Here is a 16,886-nt window from a genome sequence, read left to right as displayed (position 1 = left end):
CGTTCGCCGCCCCGCAGGCGATATCCGGATTGCGTGGTGGGCGAGCCGCTAGGCCGGTTCGGTGCGGAGGTTGCGGCGCGCGACCTCGCGCGCATAGAACTGCTCGCGGGAGAACTGCTCGACCTTGTCCATGTCGCGCAGAATGCCGCGCAACTCGTAGGCGAACGCTGTGCGTCGCTCGTCCAGATCAGCGGCCGGTGTCAGCAGATCCTGGTCGGCGACCACCTGACGAGCTGTCGCGAACAACAGGGCGGATACCGACTCATTGCTCTGTACCCGGTGCTGCGCGCTGTATTGATTGCCGAGCCCCAGCGCGCGCTTGGTCAGCGCCTTCTCGTCGATGTCGGGGGGCGACTCACGTAACACGTCCGCCACGATCTCGTACGCCTCGAAGAACGGTCGCAGCATCGCGCCGGCGATGAGTGGACGCTTGGCGCGTAGCACGCTGTCGACGTCTCCCGACGCGACGTGCGACTCCCAGTCCTGGTGCCAGGACATCTCTTCGGCCACATGCTCGCGGAACGCGGCGGAGTCGGCGAAGTAGAAGTCGAACTTCAGCAGAGCGCGCAGCCGCATCGCCTGGCTCCAAAACGCTTCCAGGCGGTCACCTTCGGCGCGCGCCGAGTACGCCAGCGCCAAGTCGACGATCGACGTTTCGAGGAACGCGTCGATGAGCGTGTTGCGGTAGAACGCCGCTTCGTGCTCGTCCTCGGGCGCGATCCGCCACACCGGCTCGCGGCCACCGTCGACACACGTGACCGGATGTCCGTTGGACAGTGCGTCGAGTGCGGCGCGCACCCCGTCGGAAGTGCGCAATCGCAACGCGCTGTTGGTCATCGGAGTTTGCTTGCGCTCCAGATAATCCAGCGCGTCCTGCAACGTGTGGTGCAGCTGATCGAGGGTCAGGGCGACACCGCGGGTGGTCAGCAGCAGCGCCGACACCAACGCGGTTGCATTGACCGGCGTTGCCCGCAGGATCCGCCACGACACCTCGAAGGCCATCTTCTGCATGGCCAGGCGTTTGGCGGCCTCGTCGGTGGCCATCGGACCGTGTGGGGCGCCGAGGTATTCACGCATCGACACCGCCGCGGGAAATCGGACGTAGATCTTGCCGTAGTTGCGTTCGCCCTGCGCCTTGATGAAGTTGTACATCCAGGACAGACCCTCGGGCGTCTTCTCGCCTCCTCGCGCGTACGCGGCGTATTCGGCGGTTTCGTGCAACTGGTCAAAGCTGATCGATACCGGCTGTAGCAGGATGTCGTCGCTGCGGCCGTCGAGATACGCGTCAGCGACGTAGGCGAGCAGACCGAGCTTGGGGGGCAACATCTTTCCAGTGCGTGAGCGGGTGCCCTCGATAGACCAGCTCAGGTTGAAGCGCTTCTCGACGATGTAGCCGACGAATTGGCGCAGCACGTATTTGTACAGCGGGTCGTCGAGCTTGCGGCGCAGGAAGATCACGCCCGAATGACGCATCAGCGGCCCCATGAACCCGAAGGACAGGTTGATGCCCGCGAAGGTGTGAACCGGTGGCAGTCGATTCTCCTGCATTGCCACCGGCACGATCACACCGTCGAGGTAAGACCGGTGGGAGAACAGCAGCACCGCGGGATGATTCTCCAGGTTGTCTCGCATCGCCTCGACTTCGGCGCGGTCGTAGTCGACGTTGGGATCGAACCCGCGGCTGAAGATGGCGCGGCCCAGCGACGGGATCAGATCGACCGAAAAGCGACTCCAGCCGGTGGAGAGCTCGTCGAGCATCTCCCCCGCCTTTTCGACGGTCGCATCCGGGATCTGTTCCAGGCCTTCGCGAAACCGAGATGAGGCCAGGATCTCCGGTTTCATCAGGCGCGGGGACTTGTATTCCGGCCCCAACAGGCGCAGCTCGACGCGTTCGATCGCCAACGCTGCGCGGCGCATCACGAATCGCGCGAATTCACGAGAGTTCTCGGCGACCGTGGTGTCGGCCCACTGCTGCCGAAGCTCTGAGACCTTCGCCGGCTCACCGGCGACCACCCGCGCGCGAGACGGATCCTTGCGCAGGATGCGGCGCTGGATAAGCTCCGGCGGCCGATAGGTGTCGCGACCCGACAGCAGCGACACCACCTTCGACCGGGTCGGTAGGCCGCCCGGCACCCAGAACACCCGCACGGGGACAACGGACCGATCCTCGTCGGCCTCGAGCTCGGCGACGAGCTGAGCGAGCACGCCAGGGGGCGGATCGTCGTGCGGCAGCCGTAACACGTCGACCTTGGCATCGGGATGCTCGCGGCGCTGCTGTTCCAGCCAGTCGTTGAGCAGTTCCTGCTCGGCCGGCGACGACACCGACGCCAGCACCAGCGAGTCGTCGGTTGCGGTGAACGGTGCGGCCTGGTCCGCGCTGAACTTCACGGCCGGCCTTTCGGCGCAGCCTTTTTCGTCGCCGCCTTCTTCACGGGGGTCTTCTTCGCCTCCGCCTTCTTGGCCGTCGATTTGGCGGCCGCTTTCTTGGCAGGGGCTTTCTTGGCGGGGGTTTTGTTCGCCGCCTTCTTCGCTGCCTTCTTGGGAGCCGCGCGACGGTACAGCTCCGGAGTGGGCAGCTCGTCCCGCGGCCAGTCCCTCAGCGTGTCGAGGTAGAGGTCGCGTACCTCGGCGATGCGCTCGGACAGGTTGTCATGAGTCCAATCGTCGACGGGGATCGGCGGATACACGACGACGTCGACGATGCCGGGATTGAACGTGCTCGAATCGCGGGCGGCGATCACCTCGGCGTTGCGAATCACGATGGGCACGATGGGGATTCCCGCCGACATCGCGATACGGAACGGGCCCTTCTTGAACGGGCCGACCTCGGTGGTGTCCAGCCGGGTGCCCTCGGGTGCGATGAGGATCGACAGCCCCTTGCGCGCGAGCTCCTCGACCTTTTTCAGTCCCTCGATCGCCTTCTGCGGATCGTCACGATCGATGAACGCCGCGTCCATGATCCTGCCCATCGTGCCGACGATGGGGTCCTTCTCGAGTTCCTTCTTGCCGACCGACGTGAAGTTGGATTCGACGAGTCTCCCGGCGATCAGCGGGTCGGCCTGGTTTCGGTGATTGAAGATGAACACCGCGGGCCGTTCGGCGGTCAGGTTCTCCCTGCCGAGCACATTGAGATCGACACCGATGGTCGTGAGAAGTGTCCGGCCGAACGTCGACGTGAAGAAGTTGACGCCGGTGCGCCGATTGCGGGTGAGCAGGCCGAGTCCGATAGCGCCTGCGGCGATCGGCATCATCGTCGCGATGCCCGCGGCGGTGCGCAGCTGCGACACCGGGCTGCTGCCACTGCGGCTGGAGAATCTCAGCACCGGCCAGCCACGTTTGGCGGCGACCGCCGCGAGCTTGCCCGCCGGGTTGGTGGGCCGCGGATTGCCGACCAGATACATCAACGCGACGTCTTCGTCACCGTCGGCGTAGAAATAGCTCTTCGCCAGGTCGACGCTGTTCTTGGCGGCGAACGCCTGCACCGCCCTGGCCTTACCCGGCCCCCAGATGATGGGCCTGAGCACCTCGCCGGTCAGCAGGCCTTGCTCGTCGGTCTCGAACTTGTTGCTCAACACGTTTTTGATGCCGAGGAACCGCGCGACCGGCTCGACCTGCACCGTCAACGCCGACGAACTGAGCACCACGGTGTGACCGCGGGCCATGTGCGCTCGGACGAGCTCACGCATCTCGGGATAGATGCGGCTCACGATCTTCTGGACGAACAGACGCTCGGCCAACTCGTCGATGTCGTCGAGGGAATTGCCACGCAGCATGCGAGCGCCCTTGCCGATGAGGTCCTCGAATTCGGAACGCCCAAGCTGGTGGTTGAGCCCGGCCTGCACCATGCCGATGAACTCCCCGACCGACATCTGGCGGCGACGAAGCCGGTCCTGCGTCATGACCACACCGGTGAAGCCGGCGACGAGCGTGCCGTCGAGATCGAAGAACGCGCCGACCTCGGGTCCGGCCGGGCTCGCCTCGATCTCGGCGACCGAGCCGGGCAGTCGCATGGTCTTGCGGATGGCCGACGATCCTTGACCGTTTCCCGAAGTCATTGCAGCGCACTTCCGTTCGGTGAGATTTGGGCAGTGTCGGGCGAGTCCGCGGAGAACGACGCCGGCTCTGCACGGCCGTCGCCGCCCAGAGCGAGGACTTCGTCGAACCCCGACAACACGCAGCGAGCCCATAGGTCCGGGTCGTTGATCGCGGCGCGATCGTAGCGCGTGGTGATGGTGCAGTACCCCGCCCGCGAGATCAGCACCACCATCATCGCCACGCCGGGCAGCGGGCCAATTCCATACTGCCGCAGGATCTTTGCTCCGGCGATGAAAGTGTCGCCCGCATAAACGGGCACGTTGCTGGCCTGCACATCGGAGTTGACGATCGAACCCGCCATCGATTCGAGCACCGAGTCAGGCAACAGGCTGATCACCGGGGCGATGGCGCCGACCATGTCGATCGCCCGCTCCTCGCGCTTGCTCGTCATCTGTGAGCGAATGTTCTTGATTCGCACCTCGGGGTCCTGCAGCCCGATCGGCGCGGCGAGATTGACTCCGGCGAAACGGTTTCCACCGGCGGGGTCGGCCTCGGAGCGCAGGTTGACGGGTACCGCCATCGGCAATGCGTCGATGGGAACGCCTTTGGCCTCGTGGTAGAGGCGCAGCGCGCCGCACAGTCCGGCCAGGTACGCGTCGTTGATCGAGCCACCCGCCGCCTTGGCCGCGCGATGCAGGTCGCCGAACTTGATGTCGATGGCCTCGCTGCGCGACGACAGGCTGCGTCGGCGCAGCACCGGCGACGGATCGGCGACCGGTCCCAGCACGCGGGCGCCGGACATCGCGTAGCCGACGACGCTGCCCAATCGCGAGACCGGGTCGCGGATCGCCTCGGTCACCACATGAGCGGCACCGGCCACCACACCCCGCGCGCGACCCGCGATCGTGCCGGGGAGACGCCGAACCCCTTGCCGCATCAAGTCGTTGGGCGAGAGGTCCTGTGGAATCGGCAATGGCGGGATCGCTCGCGGTGCGGGTTCGCGTTCGAGGTCGTAGATGTTGGCGAACATCTCCACGGCGCCGACGCCGTCGGTGATGGCGTGGCTCAGATGCATCATGATCGCAGCACCGCCGCCTTCGAGCCCCCCGATCAGCGTCGCGGTCCACAACGGCCGGGAGATGTCGAGCGGCGACTGCGCGGCGACGTCGGCGAGGTCGAGCACCTGGCGCAGGGTGCCCGGCTCGGCGATCCGGATTCGGCGGACGTGGAAGTCCAGGTTGAAATCGGGATCGATGACCCACCGCGGCGCCACCGTCGGCAGCGTGGGCGTGACGACCTTCTGCCGCAGCCGCAGCACCTTGCGTGAGGCATTGTCGAACCGTCGCCGGAACTGCTCCCAGTCCGGCTCGGCGTCCAGGATCTCCACGGTCATGATTCCCGACCGGGTGCGCGGGTTGGCCTCACCACGATGCAGGATCTGATCGAACGCGCTCAGTTCCTCCGGGAGTCCGTCGGCGTCGAGGTCCGGCACATCGCTCATTACCCGTCGCTCCCCTTCCCATAAGGCCGTTCGGTGGTCACCACGCTAGTCCGCTGCACGGTAGCGCGACGGGCCTTTAGTGGCTGTCGCGATGCGTTGACGGACTCGGCAGCTCACGGAAAGCTGCGGCGTCCAGAACTCCCAGCTGCTGACCGTTCTTGCTCGGCGAAATCCGCAGCGTGACGGATGCGCCGTGCGCGGCGGGCGGACGTAGTAGCACTCGTCGGTCTCCGGGCAGTAGGTCGAATGGCGCATGCTCCGTGCTGGGAACAGGACCGTAGACCCCTGACTCACCAAATCGGCACGGGCTTTGGCGATGCCCAGGGCCATCCATCGGTTCGCGGGATTCGGCTAGACTCCGTGCGCTGCCCCCGTGGCGCAACGGATAGCGCAGCGGATTTCTACTCCGTAGGTTGCAGGTTCGAATCCTGCCGGGGGCGCCCACTGGGGCCGGGGCTCCTCCCCACCCTGCCGCGTGTATCCCGAAGGCAAGTCCCGCTGAATGAGATTGCGCCTTGTTCCGTGTTCACCTTCCGTTCACCGTGAGCTGGACCACACCAACGGCGGGAGGAATTGCTCAATGAACGGTGCGTCTGAAGGCGTCATCCAGGCGAGTTCACGAACACGAGTGAAGTTGCCAGGGCGTCAGCGCAGAACGGCGATGTACCGGATCCTCGGCGTCGTTGTGGCCGCAATCGCCATGCTCATCGGCGCGGCGGTGCCCGCCTCGGCGGCCGAGTCGATGCGGGTGACATTCGTCCGCCACGGTGAATCCGAGGGCAACGCCTCCGGACTCATCGACACGTCGACCCCAGGCCCGGTGCTGACCCCGTTGGGTCAGCAGCAGGCTGAAGATGTGGTCGACCTACTCGGCGACAACAACTACGACGCCATCTACGCATCCACGATGGTGCGGACCCAGCTCACGGCGGCCCCGATGTCGGAGTACCTGGGCCTGCCGGTACAGGTACTGCCCGGCCTTCAGGAGATCGAGGCCGGCGTCTTCGAGGGCACCCCGGAGGCCAACGCCTCGCGTGGGTACGGGCTGTACCCGATCGGGTGGGCACTGCCTGGCGTCATTCCCCAGATCCCGGTCGACCGTTTCAACAAGGGCACCGTCATGCCGGGTACGGACGGACTCAACGGGTACGTGTTCGACGCCAGGGTCGACGGCGCACTGCAGACCATGTACGACAACGGCGACCGCAACGTGATCGTGTACTCGCACGGCGGCGCCATCATGTTCTGGACGATGATGAACGTGGAGAACCTGACCCCGATCCAGAAGCTACAGCTGCTGCAGACGGCTGCGTTGGGCAACACCGATTACGTCGTCATCGAGGGCAACAACGAAGACGGCTGGACGTTGGTCGATTGGAACGGGCAGCGGTTCAGCCCTGAACCCACGCTCGAAGCCGAAATCGCCCTTCAGCAGCGCACCTTAACGCGTCAGCTGGACGCGACCTTCAATGATGTCGCCGATGCGTTCGCCACCGGGGACGTCAGAACGATCCTGACCGCGGTCAAGGGCGGCGCCGCGGACACGCAGTTCTCGTTCGCCAAGTTCAGGCGCGCCGTCACCGCCAAGATCACCAACGAGATCGGCAAGCTGACGTCGCAACCTGCCGAGTCCGTCGACACCGGAAACACCCCGGCCGTGCACAGCCAGGTCGCCTCGGTCCCAGCGACGACCGGCAACTCGCAGACTGCGGAATCCACCGACATCGCGGCGCGCGTCTCTGCTGCCACGAGCTCGTTCGGCGCCAAGCCGCGCAGCTCCACCAAGAAGTCGGAGGCGGTCGACGCTGACGAGGCGAGCGACGGTGCCAAGTCCGTACCGGGAACGCTCGGCACGCGCCCTGCCCGCAACGGGAACCGTGGCCAGCTCTCGGGGATCAAGGACGCCATCACGAGCATCGTCCGGAAACCCGGCAAGACAGGTGAGAGCACGTCATCCGGGACGTCGGGCACCGGCACCGCCGGTGATGCCGGCGCCGACAGCGGCAGCTCCGGCTCCGGTGATGGCGACGGTGGAGGTTCGCAAAGCAACGCGGCGTGAACGAGAGCAATCGGCCCCTTGCCCGTGCAAGGGGCCGATTGTTTTTCTGCCACCTACAGTGAAGTGACTCAACCGCGACACGGGAGGGGCCTTGGTCGGTCCTGCGAACAGTGCGTCTGACGCGCCGGCGTCGATGGTGGCGCGGGTCGCGTTGATCATCAACTCGTTCGACCGCGCCGGAAAGCAGCTCCGCCTCGATGACGTGGCCGCCCACACCGGCCTGCCGCGCTCGTCGACACACCGCATCCTCAATCAACTGCACGCGACGGGGTTGCTCACCCGCGGGCCGGACGGTTATTGCCTTGCAGCGTCGTCTCTCTCGGCGAATCGCGCCGTCGATCACTCCGAGTTGCGCGGCGTCGCGTCGCCGGTGCTCAGGCGTCTTGCCGCCGACACATCCCTCGTCGTACATCTCGGCGTGCTGCTGGGAGCGGACGTCGTCTATCTCGACAAGGTCGGTGGCAGCGGCGATGTCGCGGTTCCGACCCGCGTCGCGGGCCGCACCCCCGCCCACGCCAGCGCGCTGGGCAAGGCGATGCTGGCCACACAGTCGGCCGAGGACGTCGACGCGATGCTGACCGATCCGCTCCCCAAGCGAACTCCGGCGACCATCGCCGACCTGCCCACACTGCACCGGGAGCTGGCACTGATCCGATCCCGGCACGGCCTCGCCTACGACGACCAGGAACTGGCCGCGGGCCTGTCGAGCGTCGCAGCACCCATCCGAATGGCCCACGGTGAGGTGGCCGGTCTCTCCCTCACCGGCGCGATGCCCGCCCGCTGGCTCAACCGGATGGCGCCGTTTCTCACGCGTGCGGCGAGAGGCATATCGGAGCACATCGGCAGAGCGATACCCGCAGCGCGGAACGAGACCGATTCCACGACCGTCACCGACGACATGATGTCGCGGGTGCTTCGCACCCTGTCGTCCGACGACTGGGTGTGACCCCACTACCAGATGAGGTCGTCCACGTTGAGACCCATGGCGAACCGACCGGCCACGGAAAGTACCTGTTCCACATTGCTCGATACGTGGCGTTGCGCTGTCTGCACATCGCGCCAGATTCGTTCCAGCAGAACGTGATCAACATGGGACCCAGGATTGTGGACGACCGTGCGGATCGCCGCGAGCGCCCGCTCGCACGCCATCACCTGGTCCCGACGCGCACGGAGCACCAAGTCCGCATCCGGATATCCGCCGGCACGCACGCGGTTCATCAGATCGGCTAGATTGCGTCTGATCTGAAGCATCGACAGTTCAATGTCCGCCCGCGCCACGGCGATCGGATCCAGCGGTGTCGAAGAGTCCGGCACCCGCTCGGCCAGCACTCGTTGGGCCGCTCCGAGCAGCGGAATGGTTCCGGCCAGGGTGTACACCGTCGGCTGCGGCAACCGGTCCAGCAGCTTCGTCGCAGCGTTCGGATCGAAGTTCAGCCAGCTGAACGCGCGATGTTCTGGCACGAATACGCCGGAGATGACGACATCGTCTGCGCTAATCCCCCTCAGCCCCAACCCATTCCAGGTCGGCTCGATCACGTAGTCAGCCTGCGGCACCAGCACCGCCATGAAGTCCTGGGCGGCGCCGTCAGACCCCACGCGGAGCGCCGCGGCGCTCAACCACGTCGCATAACGCGCGCCGGTGCAGCGGGCCCATCGACCGGACAGCAGGAACCCGCCGTCGACGGCCTCCAACCGTCCGGTCGGGGCGTAGGACGAGCACAGCAGCGTGCGCGGTTCGGCGCCCCAGATGTCCTGCTGCACCCTCTCGTTGCGCACCGACAACCCCCAGCTGTTCATCGCCAGCCATCCGGCCAGCCAGCCGGTCGACATACACGCCGAGGAGAGTTCACGCGTGGCGGTCAGATAGTCGTCGGGGTCACCCTCGCTCTCAAAACCGTGCGGTCGCAACAGCGCGAAGTAGCCCGTGTCCTGAAGGCGCGCGATCATGTCGGGGTCGACCGCGCTCTTTCGGTCCACCGCTGCGGCGGCCGCGGCGATCTCGGGAATCAACTCTCGAACCGAATCGAGCACCGACGGCGTCGTACTCTGCTTCACGGCTGCCTTTTTCGTGCCACGATTTCTCAATACCAGTTCGGCGCCCGCGTGGAGGTGAGTATGGCCGAGCGGACGACCGTGCCGCGCGTCGTCACCGCCATTCTCGACAAGCTGGCCAGCGAAGACGACGCACTCATGGCTGAATCACTTGTCGGGCTGCACGGTTCGATAGCCGCACACGCGATGCGTCCCGCGCGGCACGGCGGGTCGGAATTGGGTGCCGACGAGTTCGTTTCGCAGATCTGCGAACTCGCGTCCCTCGACGGATCGCTCGGGTGGCTTGCGGCGATGTTCCACGCGGCCGCCCACCACATCGCGACGCTCCCAGAGGCTGTTGTCCACGCGGTATGGGGTTCGGACCCGGAAGCGGTGGCTACCACCGCGCATCGCGGCTCGGGTGCCGTCGGGCCCGATCAGCGGCTGGCCGGCCGGTGGGAATCGGTCATCGGCGCCGGATATGCCGACTGGCTGGTGCTGCCCACGGAGAACGCCCGCCGCGTCCTCGTGCCGCGTGCCGCCGCACGGCTCGAACCGCGTCGCGAGGGTTCCGCCGTCGCTGGCGTCTGCGACGTGACGATCGCCGGTTACGTCGTCGACGACAGCCACGCGTTTGCAGGTGACCAGCGTGCCGCGGCGATCGCCATGGCCGGTGCGGCCGCGGCGGTGACAGGCTCGGCCGAGGGAGTCTGGCGCCACCACGTCGAACAGATGCGGGCTCGACTTGCCACGTCCTACAGCGGCGGCGAGTTGGCCAACGCCGCCCCTGCGCAAGTGGCCCGGGCCGCATCCGACATCGACGCGACCAGGCTCCAGATCATCGATGCGTTGCGGCGTCCGGATGCCGAAGCGGCCGACGCCCGGGCGTATTGGCAAGCGGTGGCCAGGGCGAGGGCCGCCGCCGACCACATCCTCGGCAACAGTCGCCATGCGCTCGAGCTGACCGATCCGGTCACCCGGCTGTGGCGGGACGTGCATACCGGGTGCCGACTGGCCGCCGCTCTGCTCGACGAAGCAGTGGGCGCCTGATCGGCAGAAGTACCGCCGGCCGGAGTGCCCGAAAATCGGCGATCTCGCGTACCATGCCCGGTGGGCAACAGGTTTGCTGCGAAATCGCTTCGGAGGGGCGCGCCAATGGTGGAGTCTGGCAGAAAACGCGCGGTCAAGGTCGCGATCGGCGCTGCCGCGGTGGGGGTCGCAGCCAGCGTTGGTGCCGTTGCAGTCACTCAGCCCGCATCCATCTCCGCATCCCTTCTCGACCTTGCCGCCCTCATCGTCGTCGGTAGCTCGACAAATCCCAGCGGAGAGGGCGTCGAGGACTTCTACGGCGGGAAGTTCCGCGACCCGATGTACACCGGAGCCGATGGCACGGACATCGTTCGCGTGAACTTCCGTGAGGGGCCCGCCGGCATCAAAGCAGCGCTGGACGCGAACGCCGGCGAGCAGAACGCCGTCATCTCGTCGGGCTGGGGCGCGGCGAACGCAAGTTTGCTGCTATTGACGCAGGATCCGGCCTACGCGAACACCGTCTTCATCCTGGACAACGATGTCGCCCGTCCCGACGGTGGCTTCGGCACCCGCTATCCGTGGTTCGCCCTCATCGGCGTCAACCCGATTCCGACCCCCAGCGAGGTGCCGGCTCAAGCGGCGGTGAACGTCGGCTACCAGTACGACTACAACTCGAATGCCCCGTCATACGTGCTGAATCCGTTCTCGGCGGTCAATTCGCTGGCGGCGTATCTGAACACGCGCCTGAATCAGGCCGAGATCGACCTGCCGGTCAATGCCGACGGCACGCCGTCGGTCACGTGCAACGCCAACACGTGCGCGATCACCGAGAGCGGCGCCGTGCTGGATTGTCCGGATGCACGGTGCAGCTCGCCGGGCGACCGAATCACGGCCTACGTCACGACCCGGGACAACACGACGTACGTCACCTATACGACGGACGAGCTGCCGCTGACCGCGCTGATTCGCACCTACCTCGGCGACTACGTGGCCGACGTCCTCGACCCAGTGTTGGAGCTGCTGGTCAACTTCGGCTACTACGAGGGCAACCCGATTCCGAGCGATCCGAGCGCCTATCGCCCGGGGGCGTTCCTCCCGTCGAGCGCCGACATTCGGACGACGATCGCGAAGATCCCCGAGACGATCGAGCGCACGTTCGCCGCGGTGGTGGCGCCTCTGCAGTCGAGTGATCTGCCGGCCGCCAACATCATTGAGCCGACCACCGGCATGACCGAAGCCAAGCCTTCGATCGCCGAACACGTCGAGCAGGCCGTCGAGGTGGCCGCGCAGTCGGAGTATCTGAAGCCGCAGAAGCCGAAGCTGACAAAAAGGCCTCTGCTGAACGTCGTACGGGACGGCCTCAAGGTCAAGCCCGGCAACCGCGGCGACGACGACGCCCAAGGCATCGCTGACACGACGCGGGGCGACCCGAAGGACGGCGAGGGCACCGTGCAGTCGACGGACCCGCCGCCGAGCAACCCGGGCGAAGGCGGCGACAGCGCCGGCGACGGCACCGAACCCGGCGGATCCACCGGCACCAACAACGACAACGGCGCCGCCGCGGCGGCGTGACGAGTGCCGTCGTCGCGAGATCTGCCTCGGCTGGGCCACGCTGTGGATACACTCCACGACGTGAAGACCAAGGTCGCGGCGGCAGCGGGCACCGCACTGATGGCGCTGGCACTGGCCGTCCCTGCCGATGCCGGACCACCGAGCTACGGCAGCAACGGCGTCTTCAACGTCACCACCAATCCGCGCGACGGGTGGGCGACCGCGTTCATCCCGCCGGGCCATTACCGGGTCAGTCAGGCCCCAAGCATGTTCCCGTATCAAAGTGCGCCAGGGTTCTGGTACCGCTGCCACAACTTCCCGTGCAGCCCCAGCTATCCGGGCAACGTCATCGCGTCCGGCCCCGCCCAGCGCGACGCCGCGACCTTTGTCGACATCCTGCCCACCGATGTCGCGGTAGCGCTGCACAACGTCACGCTGACGATCGCCTGACTCACAGCGGTCGGTGCGCGGTCACTAGGCTGAGCCGCGTGTCTGATCTCGTACTGGTTCACGTCGACCACCACGTCGCCGTCATCACCATCAATGACCCCGACCGCCGCAATGCGGTCACGTTCGAGATCTCAGCGGCGTTGCGCGCCGCGGTGGATGCCGCCGAAGCCAACGAAGAAGTGCACGCGGTGGTCGTCACCGGCGCCGGGAAAGCGTTCTGCGCCGGGGCGAATCTCACCGCGCTCGGCGAGGCCACCGAGGACGGCCTGCGCGTGATCTACGACGGATTCCTCGCGGTAGCCAACTGCACGCTGCCGACGATCGCCGCCGTCAACGGCGCGGCTGTCGGCGCCGGGTTGAACCTCGCACTAGCCGCCGATGTCCGCATCGCCGGTCCCCACGCGCTTTTCGATCCGCGCTTCCAGAAGCTGGGCATCCATCCCGGCGGCGGTGCCACGTGGATGCTGCAGCGCGCGGTCGGCCCGCAGGTGGCCCGCGCGTCGCTGCTGTTCGGGATGAGCTTCGACGCCGAGGCGGCAGTGCGCCACGGACTCGCGCTCAAGGTCGCCGAGGACCCCGTGGCCGCCGCGCGCGAACTCGCCGCGGGACCGGCCGCCGCGCCGCGCGAGGTGGTTCTCGCGACCAAAGCCTCGATGCGCGCTACCGCCAACCCCGGATTCATCGACAGCGACCAGCACCGCATCGCGGTGGACACGGAGTTGGGCCCGCAGGCGACGTCCATCGAATCACCGGAGTTCGCGCGCCGACTCGACGCCGCCAAGCGCCGGTGAGCTAGAGGTCCAGCAGCGCCAGCTCGGGCGCCTCGATGAGGCCGCGCAATTCGGCCAAGAATGCGGCGGCCTGCGCGCCATCGATGATGCGATGGTCAAACGCGCACGTGAGCGACATCGTCGGGCGCGCCATGACTTCTCCGTCGACGACTACGGGGCGCGGCTTCAGCGAGCCCATCCCGAGGATCGCCGCCTCCGGATAGTTGATGACCGGGACGCCGTCGTCGAGCCCGAGCGCGCCGAAGTTGGACACCGTGAACGTCGAGCCCTGCAGTTCGGTCGGCATGAGCGTGCCGGACCGCGCGTCCCGAATCAGCCGGGCGACCACGTCGGCGAGCTCGCGGGTCGTCTTGTCCTGGGCGTCCTTGACGACGGGCACCAGCAGGCCGCGCGGTGCCGCGACACCGAATCCCAGATGCACCGCGGAATGCAGATGGATCTGCGGACCTTCGGTGGTATCCACCCATGTCGCGTTGAGGTTCTGGTGGTGGGTGAGCGCAATCGTCAACAGCCGCAACGTGAGTACGAACGGTGTGATCGGCACGTCGTCACCCAACTGGTCACACATCCGGTCGCGCAGCCGCACCAGGTTCGTCCCGTCGACCTGTACGCTGGCATGAGCATCGGGTATCTCCCTGCGCGACAGCGACATTCGATGGGCCATCTCCGCCCGCACACCACGCACCGCCACCATGTCGGGGCTCGGTGCGGACCGGCCCGCCGACGCCAAGACGTCCTCGCGGGTGATGACACCGTCGGCGCCCGAGCCCACCAGCGCGTTGAGGTCGACGTTCAGCTCCGATGCCAATTTTCGCGCCGGAGGCTTCGCGCGTGGTCGGGTCGACGTGGACGGCGGGGTTCGCCTTGTTTCGTCCATCTCGTCGTCGGCGCCGTAGCCGACAAGGACAGGTTTACGCTTGGTCTCCACAACCGTCGGCGTATCCGTCTCGATACGGACTAGCACCGCACCGACATCCAGCGTTTCACCCTCGCCGCCGCCGAGCTCGGTGATCCGCCCGGCGAACGGACTCGGGATCTCCACCTCGGCCTTGTTGGTCTCGACCGTGCACAGCGTCTGGTTGAGCTCGACGGTGTCGCCGACCGCGACGCTCCAGCTCGTGATCGTCGCGTCCTCCAGCCCCTCACCGAGATCAGGAACGAGGAAGTCCCGCACCTGGGGAGTCATGGCGCCTCCAGCGTCCGCTCGACGCAATCCAGCAGCCGGTCGACGCCCGGTAGCCACAGCTTCTCCAGCCGGGCGGGCGGGAACGGGGTGTCGAATCCGGTCGCGCGCAAGACCGGTGCCTCGAGGTCGTAGAACAACTCCTCCTGGATGCGCGCCGCGAGTTCGGCACCGAAGCCCAGCGTCCGCGGCCCCTCGTGCATGACGACAGCGCGACCGGTGCGCCGCACCGATTCGGCGACCGAATCGAAGTCCAGCGGGTTCAGCGACCGCAGGTCGACGACCTCGATGCTCCAACCATGGTGCTGCGCCGCCAGTTCGGCGGCGCTGACGGCCGTGGCGACCAGGGGTCCATAGGTCACCACCGTGACATCGTCTCCGCTACGCCGGATCGCCGCACGCCCGATCGGCAGGCCCGGGGTGACGGTGTCGACGGGCTCACGTGACCAGTACCGGCGTTTGGGTTCGAGGAAGACGATCGGATCGCGGCACGTGATCGACTGTCGCAGCAGCCAGTACGCGTCGGTCGGGGTCGATGGCACCACCACCTTCAAACCCGCGGTGTGCAACCAGTAGCTCTCGGTCGACTCCGAATGGTGTTCGACGGCCCCGATCCCGCCGAACGACGGGATCCGGATGGTCACCGGCATCTCGATGTCACCGCGGGTTCGCATCCGGTACTTCGCGAGATGGCTGACGATCTGGTCGAACGCCGGCGCGGCGAACCCGTCGAATTGAATCTCCGGAACGGGTACCAAGCCGCGGATCGCCATGCCGATCGCGATGCCGATGATCGCCGACTCCGCCAGCGGAGTGTCGAAACACCTTTGCTCACCGAAGGTTTCAGTGAGTCCCTCGGTGACCCGGAAGACACCGCCGAGGGTGGCGACATCTTCGCCGAACACGAGCACACGCTCATCGGTCGCCATCGCGTCGTGCAGGGCGCGGTTGATCGCTTGGGCCATGGTCAGCGTCGGGGCGTCCGGCACGGTGGTCAGTCCCCCTACCCTTCGGGTGGGAGGTGCCCCCAACGGTCGGCGCGGTTCGTCGTCCCCGTGGAACGTCGGCCGCTCGATGATCTGAGTCATGTCAGGCCTCCTTCGCGATCTCCGCCAGCACCTGTTCTCGCTGCGCCAGCAGGTCCGGGGTGATGTCGTGGTAGACGGTGTCGAACACGTCGGTGATGTCGAAATCGTCGGCGTCGACGATCGACTCCCGCAGCTCGGCGCGTAATCGCTTCGATTTGGCGGCAACCCGCTCCTCGAGCCGCTCGCTCCACACACCTACCGACTGCAGGTACGTCCGGTAGCGCTGAATCGGGTCGCGCGCCGCCCAGTAATCGAGTTCCTCGTCGGACCGGTAACGGGTGGGGTCGTCGGAGGTGGTGTGCGGACCCATCCGATAGGTGATCGCCTCGATTAGCGTCGGGCCGCCACCGCCCCTGGCGCGTTTGGCGGCCTCGGCCGCCACGGCGTAACAGGCCAGCACGTCGTTGCCGTCGACCCGAACTCCGGGCATCCCGTAGCCGATGGCGCGGTGGGCGATGGACGGTCCGGCCTGCTGCCGGTGGACCGGGACCGAGATCGCCCAGTGGTTGTTCTGCACAACGAAGATGCATGGCGCGTTGAACACCGCCGCGAAGTTCAGCGCCTCGTGCGCGTCGCCTTCGCTGGTGGCGCCGTCGCCCATGAACGTCAAGGTCACCGAATCCTCGCCCAGCCGTTGCGCCGCCATCGCCGCGCCGACCGCATGCAGACCCTGGGTTCCGATCGGGATCGAGATCGGCGCGACGCACTTCTCGGTGAACCCGAGCCCCCCGTGCCATTTGCCGCGCCAGACCGCTCCCATCTGCGCCGGTGTGAGTCCGCGCAGCAGAAACGCGCCGATCTCTCGGTACTGCGGGAACAGCCAGTCGGTCTTGGGCAGGCAGGCTGCGGTTCCGATCTGCGCGGCCTCCTGACCGCGGCAGGATGCAAACAGTGCCAGCTCACCCTGTCGCTGCAGGTTGACGAACTCGGTGTCCAGTTCGCGGGTGACGACCATCGACTCGTAGAGCCAGGCCTGGGTCTCGGGCGGGAGGTCTCTTCGGTATCGGGACTCGGCAGTGGGCGTCCCGTCGGGAGCCACCAGCTGTATCGGGTCCAGCTCGACGCCAAGTCGTGACGTGTGCGTCCGCGGGGTCGCGTCGATCCCTGCCATACCGCCTCCTAGGGTCACTGACGGCGGGTCGCGCCGTCAGGCGACTGAGGTGCTCAG

General features: G+C 66.8%; 13 protein-coding genes and 1 tRNA gene. 7 read left to right on the top strand and 7 right to left on the bottom strand.

Annotation, left to right across the window (positions count from 1 at the left end):
• Window positions 1–48: 48 nt before the first annotated feature.
• The 3 genes from G6N36_RS28835 to G6N36_RS28825 are packed head-to-tail and all read right to left on the bottom strand — an operon-like array spanning window position 49 to window position 5,536.
• The gene (locus tag G6N36_RS28835; protein WP_163690196.1) at window positions 49–2,388 is read right to left on the bottom strand and encodes a glycerol-3-phosphate 1-O-acyltransferase; all 2,340 of its coding nucleotides are present in this window, start codon (window positions 2,386–2,388) and stop codon (window positions 49–51) included.
• Window positions 2,385–4,055, bottom strand: a complete 1,671-nt coding sequence (locus tag G6N36_RS28830) for an HAD-IB family hydrolase/lysophospholipid acyltransferase family protein (RefSeq protein ID WP_163690195.1) — start codon at window positions 4,053–4,055, stop codon at window positions 2,385–2,387. Before G6N36_RS28830 ends, G6N36_RS28835 begins: the two co-directional genes overlap by 4 nt.
• Complete coding sequence (locus tag G6N36_RS28825) at window positions 4,052–5,536, bottom strand: wax ester/triacylglycerol synthase family O-acyltransferase (RefSeq protein WP_163690194.1); 1,485 nt, start codon at window positions 5,534–5,536, stop codon at window positions 4,052–4,054. Before G6N36_RS28825 ends, G6N36_RS28830 begins: the two co-directional genes overlap by 4 nt.
• 367 nt (window positions 5,537–5,903) lie before the next feature.
• On the opposite strand from G6N36_RS28825, the gene G6N36_RS28820 reads away from it, so the two are divergent.
• The 3 genes from G6N36_RS28820 to G6N36_RS30460 all read left to right on the top strand — a co-directional run bounded on the left by G6N36_RS28820 (window position 5,904) and on the right by G6N36_RS30460 (window position 8,541).
• A tRNA-Arg gene (locus G6N36_RS28820) sits at window positions 5,904–5,976 on the top strand.
• Between the two features lie 140 nt (window positions 5,977–6,116).
• Complete coding sequence (locus G6N36_RS28815; RefSeq protein WP_163690193.1) at window positions 6,117–7,595, top strand: histidine phosphatase family protein; 1,479 nt, start codon at window positions 6,117–6,119, stop codon at window positions 7,593–7,595.
• Window positions 7,596–7,686: 91 nt separating this feature from the next.
• The gene (locus G6N36_RS30460) at window positions 7,687–8,541 is read left to right on the top strand and encodes an IclR family transcriptional regulator (protein ID WP_163690192.1); all 855 of its coding nucleotides are present in this window, start codon (window positions 7,687–7,689) and stop codon (window positions 8,539–8,541) included.
• Window positions 8,542–8,546: 5 nt separating this feature from the next.
• On the opposite strand, the gene G6N36_RS28805 is transcribed toward G6N36_RS30460, so the two are convergent.
• Complete coding sequence (locus tag G6N36_RS28805; RefSeq protein WP_163690191.1) at window positions 8,547–9,650, bottom strand: acyl-CoA dehydrogenase family protein; 1,104 nt, start codon at window positions 9,648–9,650, stop codon at window positions 8,547–8,549.
• A gap of 60 nt (window positions 9,651–9,710) precedes the next feature.
• On the opposite strand from G6N36_RS28805, the gene G6N36_RS28800 reads away from it, so the two are divergent.
• The 4 genes from G6N36_RS28800 to G6N36_RS28785 all read left to right on the top strand — a co-directional run bounded on the left by G6N36_RS28800 (window position 9,711) and on the right by G6N36_RS28785 (window position 13,447).
• The gene (locus tag G6N36_RS28800; RefSeq protein ID WP_163690190.1) at window positions 9,711–10,676 is read left to right on the top strand and encodes an acyl-CoA dehydrogenase family protein; all 966 of its coding nucleotides are present in this window, start codon (window positions 9,711–9,713) and stop codon (window positions 10,674–10,676) included.
• Window positions 10,677–10,781: 105 nt separating this feature from the next.
• The gene (locus G6N36_RS28795) at window positions 10,782–12,227 is read left to right on the top strand and encodes a PE-PPE domain-containing protein (RefSeq protein WP_163690189.1); all 1,446 of its coding nucleotides are present in this window, start codon (window positions 10,782–10,784) and stop codon (window positions 12,225–12,227) included.
• A 99-nt stretch (window positions 12,228–12,326) separates the two neighbouring features.
• Window positions 12,327–12,656: a hypothetical protein gene (locus tag G6N36_RS28790; protein ID WP_163690970.1), complete on the top strand. Its 330-nt coding sequence runs from the start codon at window positions 12,327–12,329 to the stop codon at window positions 12,654–12,656.
• 38 nt (window positions 12,657–12,694) lie between these two features.
• Complete coding sequence (locus G6N36_RS28785) at window positions 12,695–13,447, top strand: enoyl-CoA hydratase (RefSeq protein WP_163690188.1); 753 nt, start codon at window positions 12,695–12,697, stop codon at window positions 13,445–13,447.
• A gap of 1 nt (window position 13,448) precedes the next feature.
• Here the strand turns inward: G6N36_RS28785 and G6N36_RS28780 are convergent, their stop codons facing one another.
• From G6N36_RS28780 to pdhA, 3 genes are read right to left on the bottom strand one after another with little or no spacing between them, the layout of a single operon-like run.
• Window positions 13,449–14,633 (bottom strand): dihydrolipoamide acetyltransferase family protein, encoded by a 1,185-nt coding sequence (locus G6N36_RS28780; protein WP_163690187.1) that lies wholly within the window; start codon window positions 14,631–14,633, stop codon window positions 13,449–13,451.
• Window positions 14,630–15,718 carry an alpha-ketoacid dehydrogenase subunit beta gene (locus tag G6N36_RS28775; protein ID WP_163690186.1) on the bottom strand — a complete coding sequence of 363 codons (1,089 nt, stop codon included), beginning with the start codon at window positions 15,716–15,718 and terminating at the stop codon, window positions 14,630–14,632. The genes G6N36_RS28780 and G6N36_RS28775 overlap by 4 nt, the downstream gene beginning before the upstream one ends.
• A 1-nt stretch (window position 15,719) precedes the next feature.
• Window positions 15,720–16,829: a pyruvate dehydrogenase (acetyl-transferring) E1 component subunit alpha gene (gene pdhA, locus G6N36_RS28770; RefSeq protein ID WP_163690185.1), complete on the bottom strand. Its 1,110-nt coding sequence runs from the start codon at window positions 16,827–16,829 to the stop codon at window positions 15,720–15,722.
• Window positions 16,830–16,886 lie beyond the last annotated feature (57 nt).

This window comes from Mycolicibacterium gadium, assembly GCF_010728925.1.
In the GTDB taxonomy this organism is placed as follows: domain Bacteria; phylum Actinomycetota; class Actinomycetes; order Mycobacteriales; family Mycobacteriaceae; genus Mycobacterium; species Mycobacterium gadium.
Note: the sequence above shows the minus strand (reverse complement) of the source record. Positions and strands in the feature narration are given on the sequence as shown.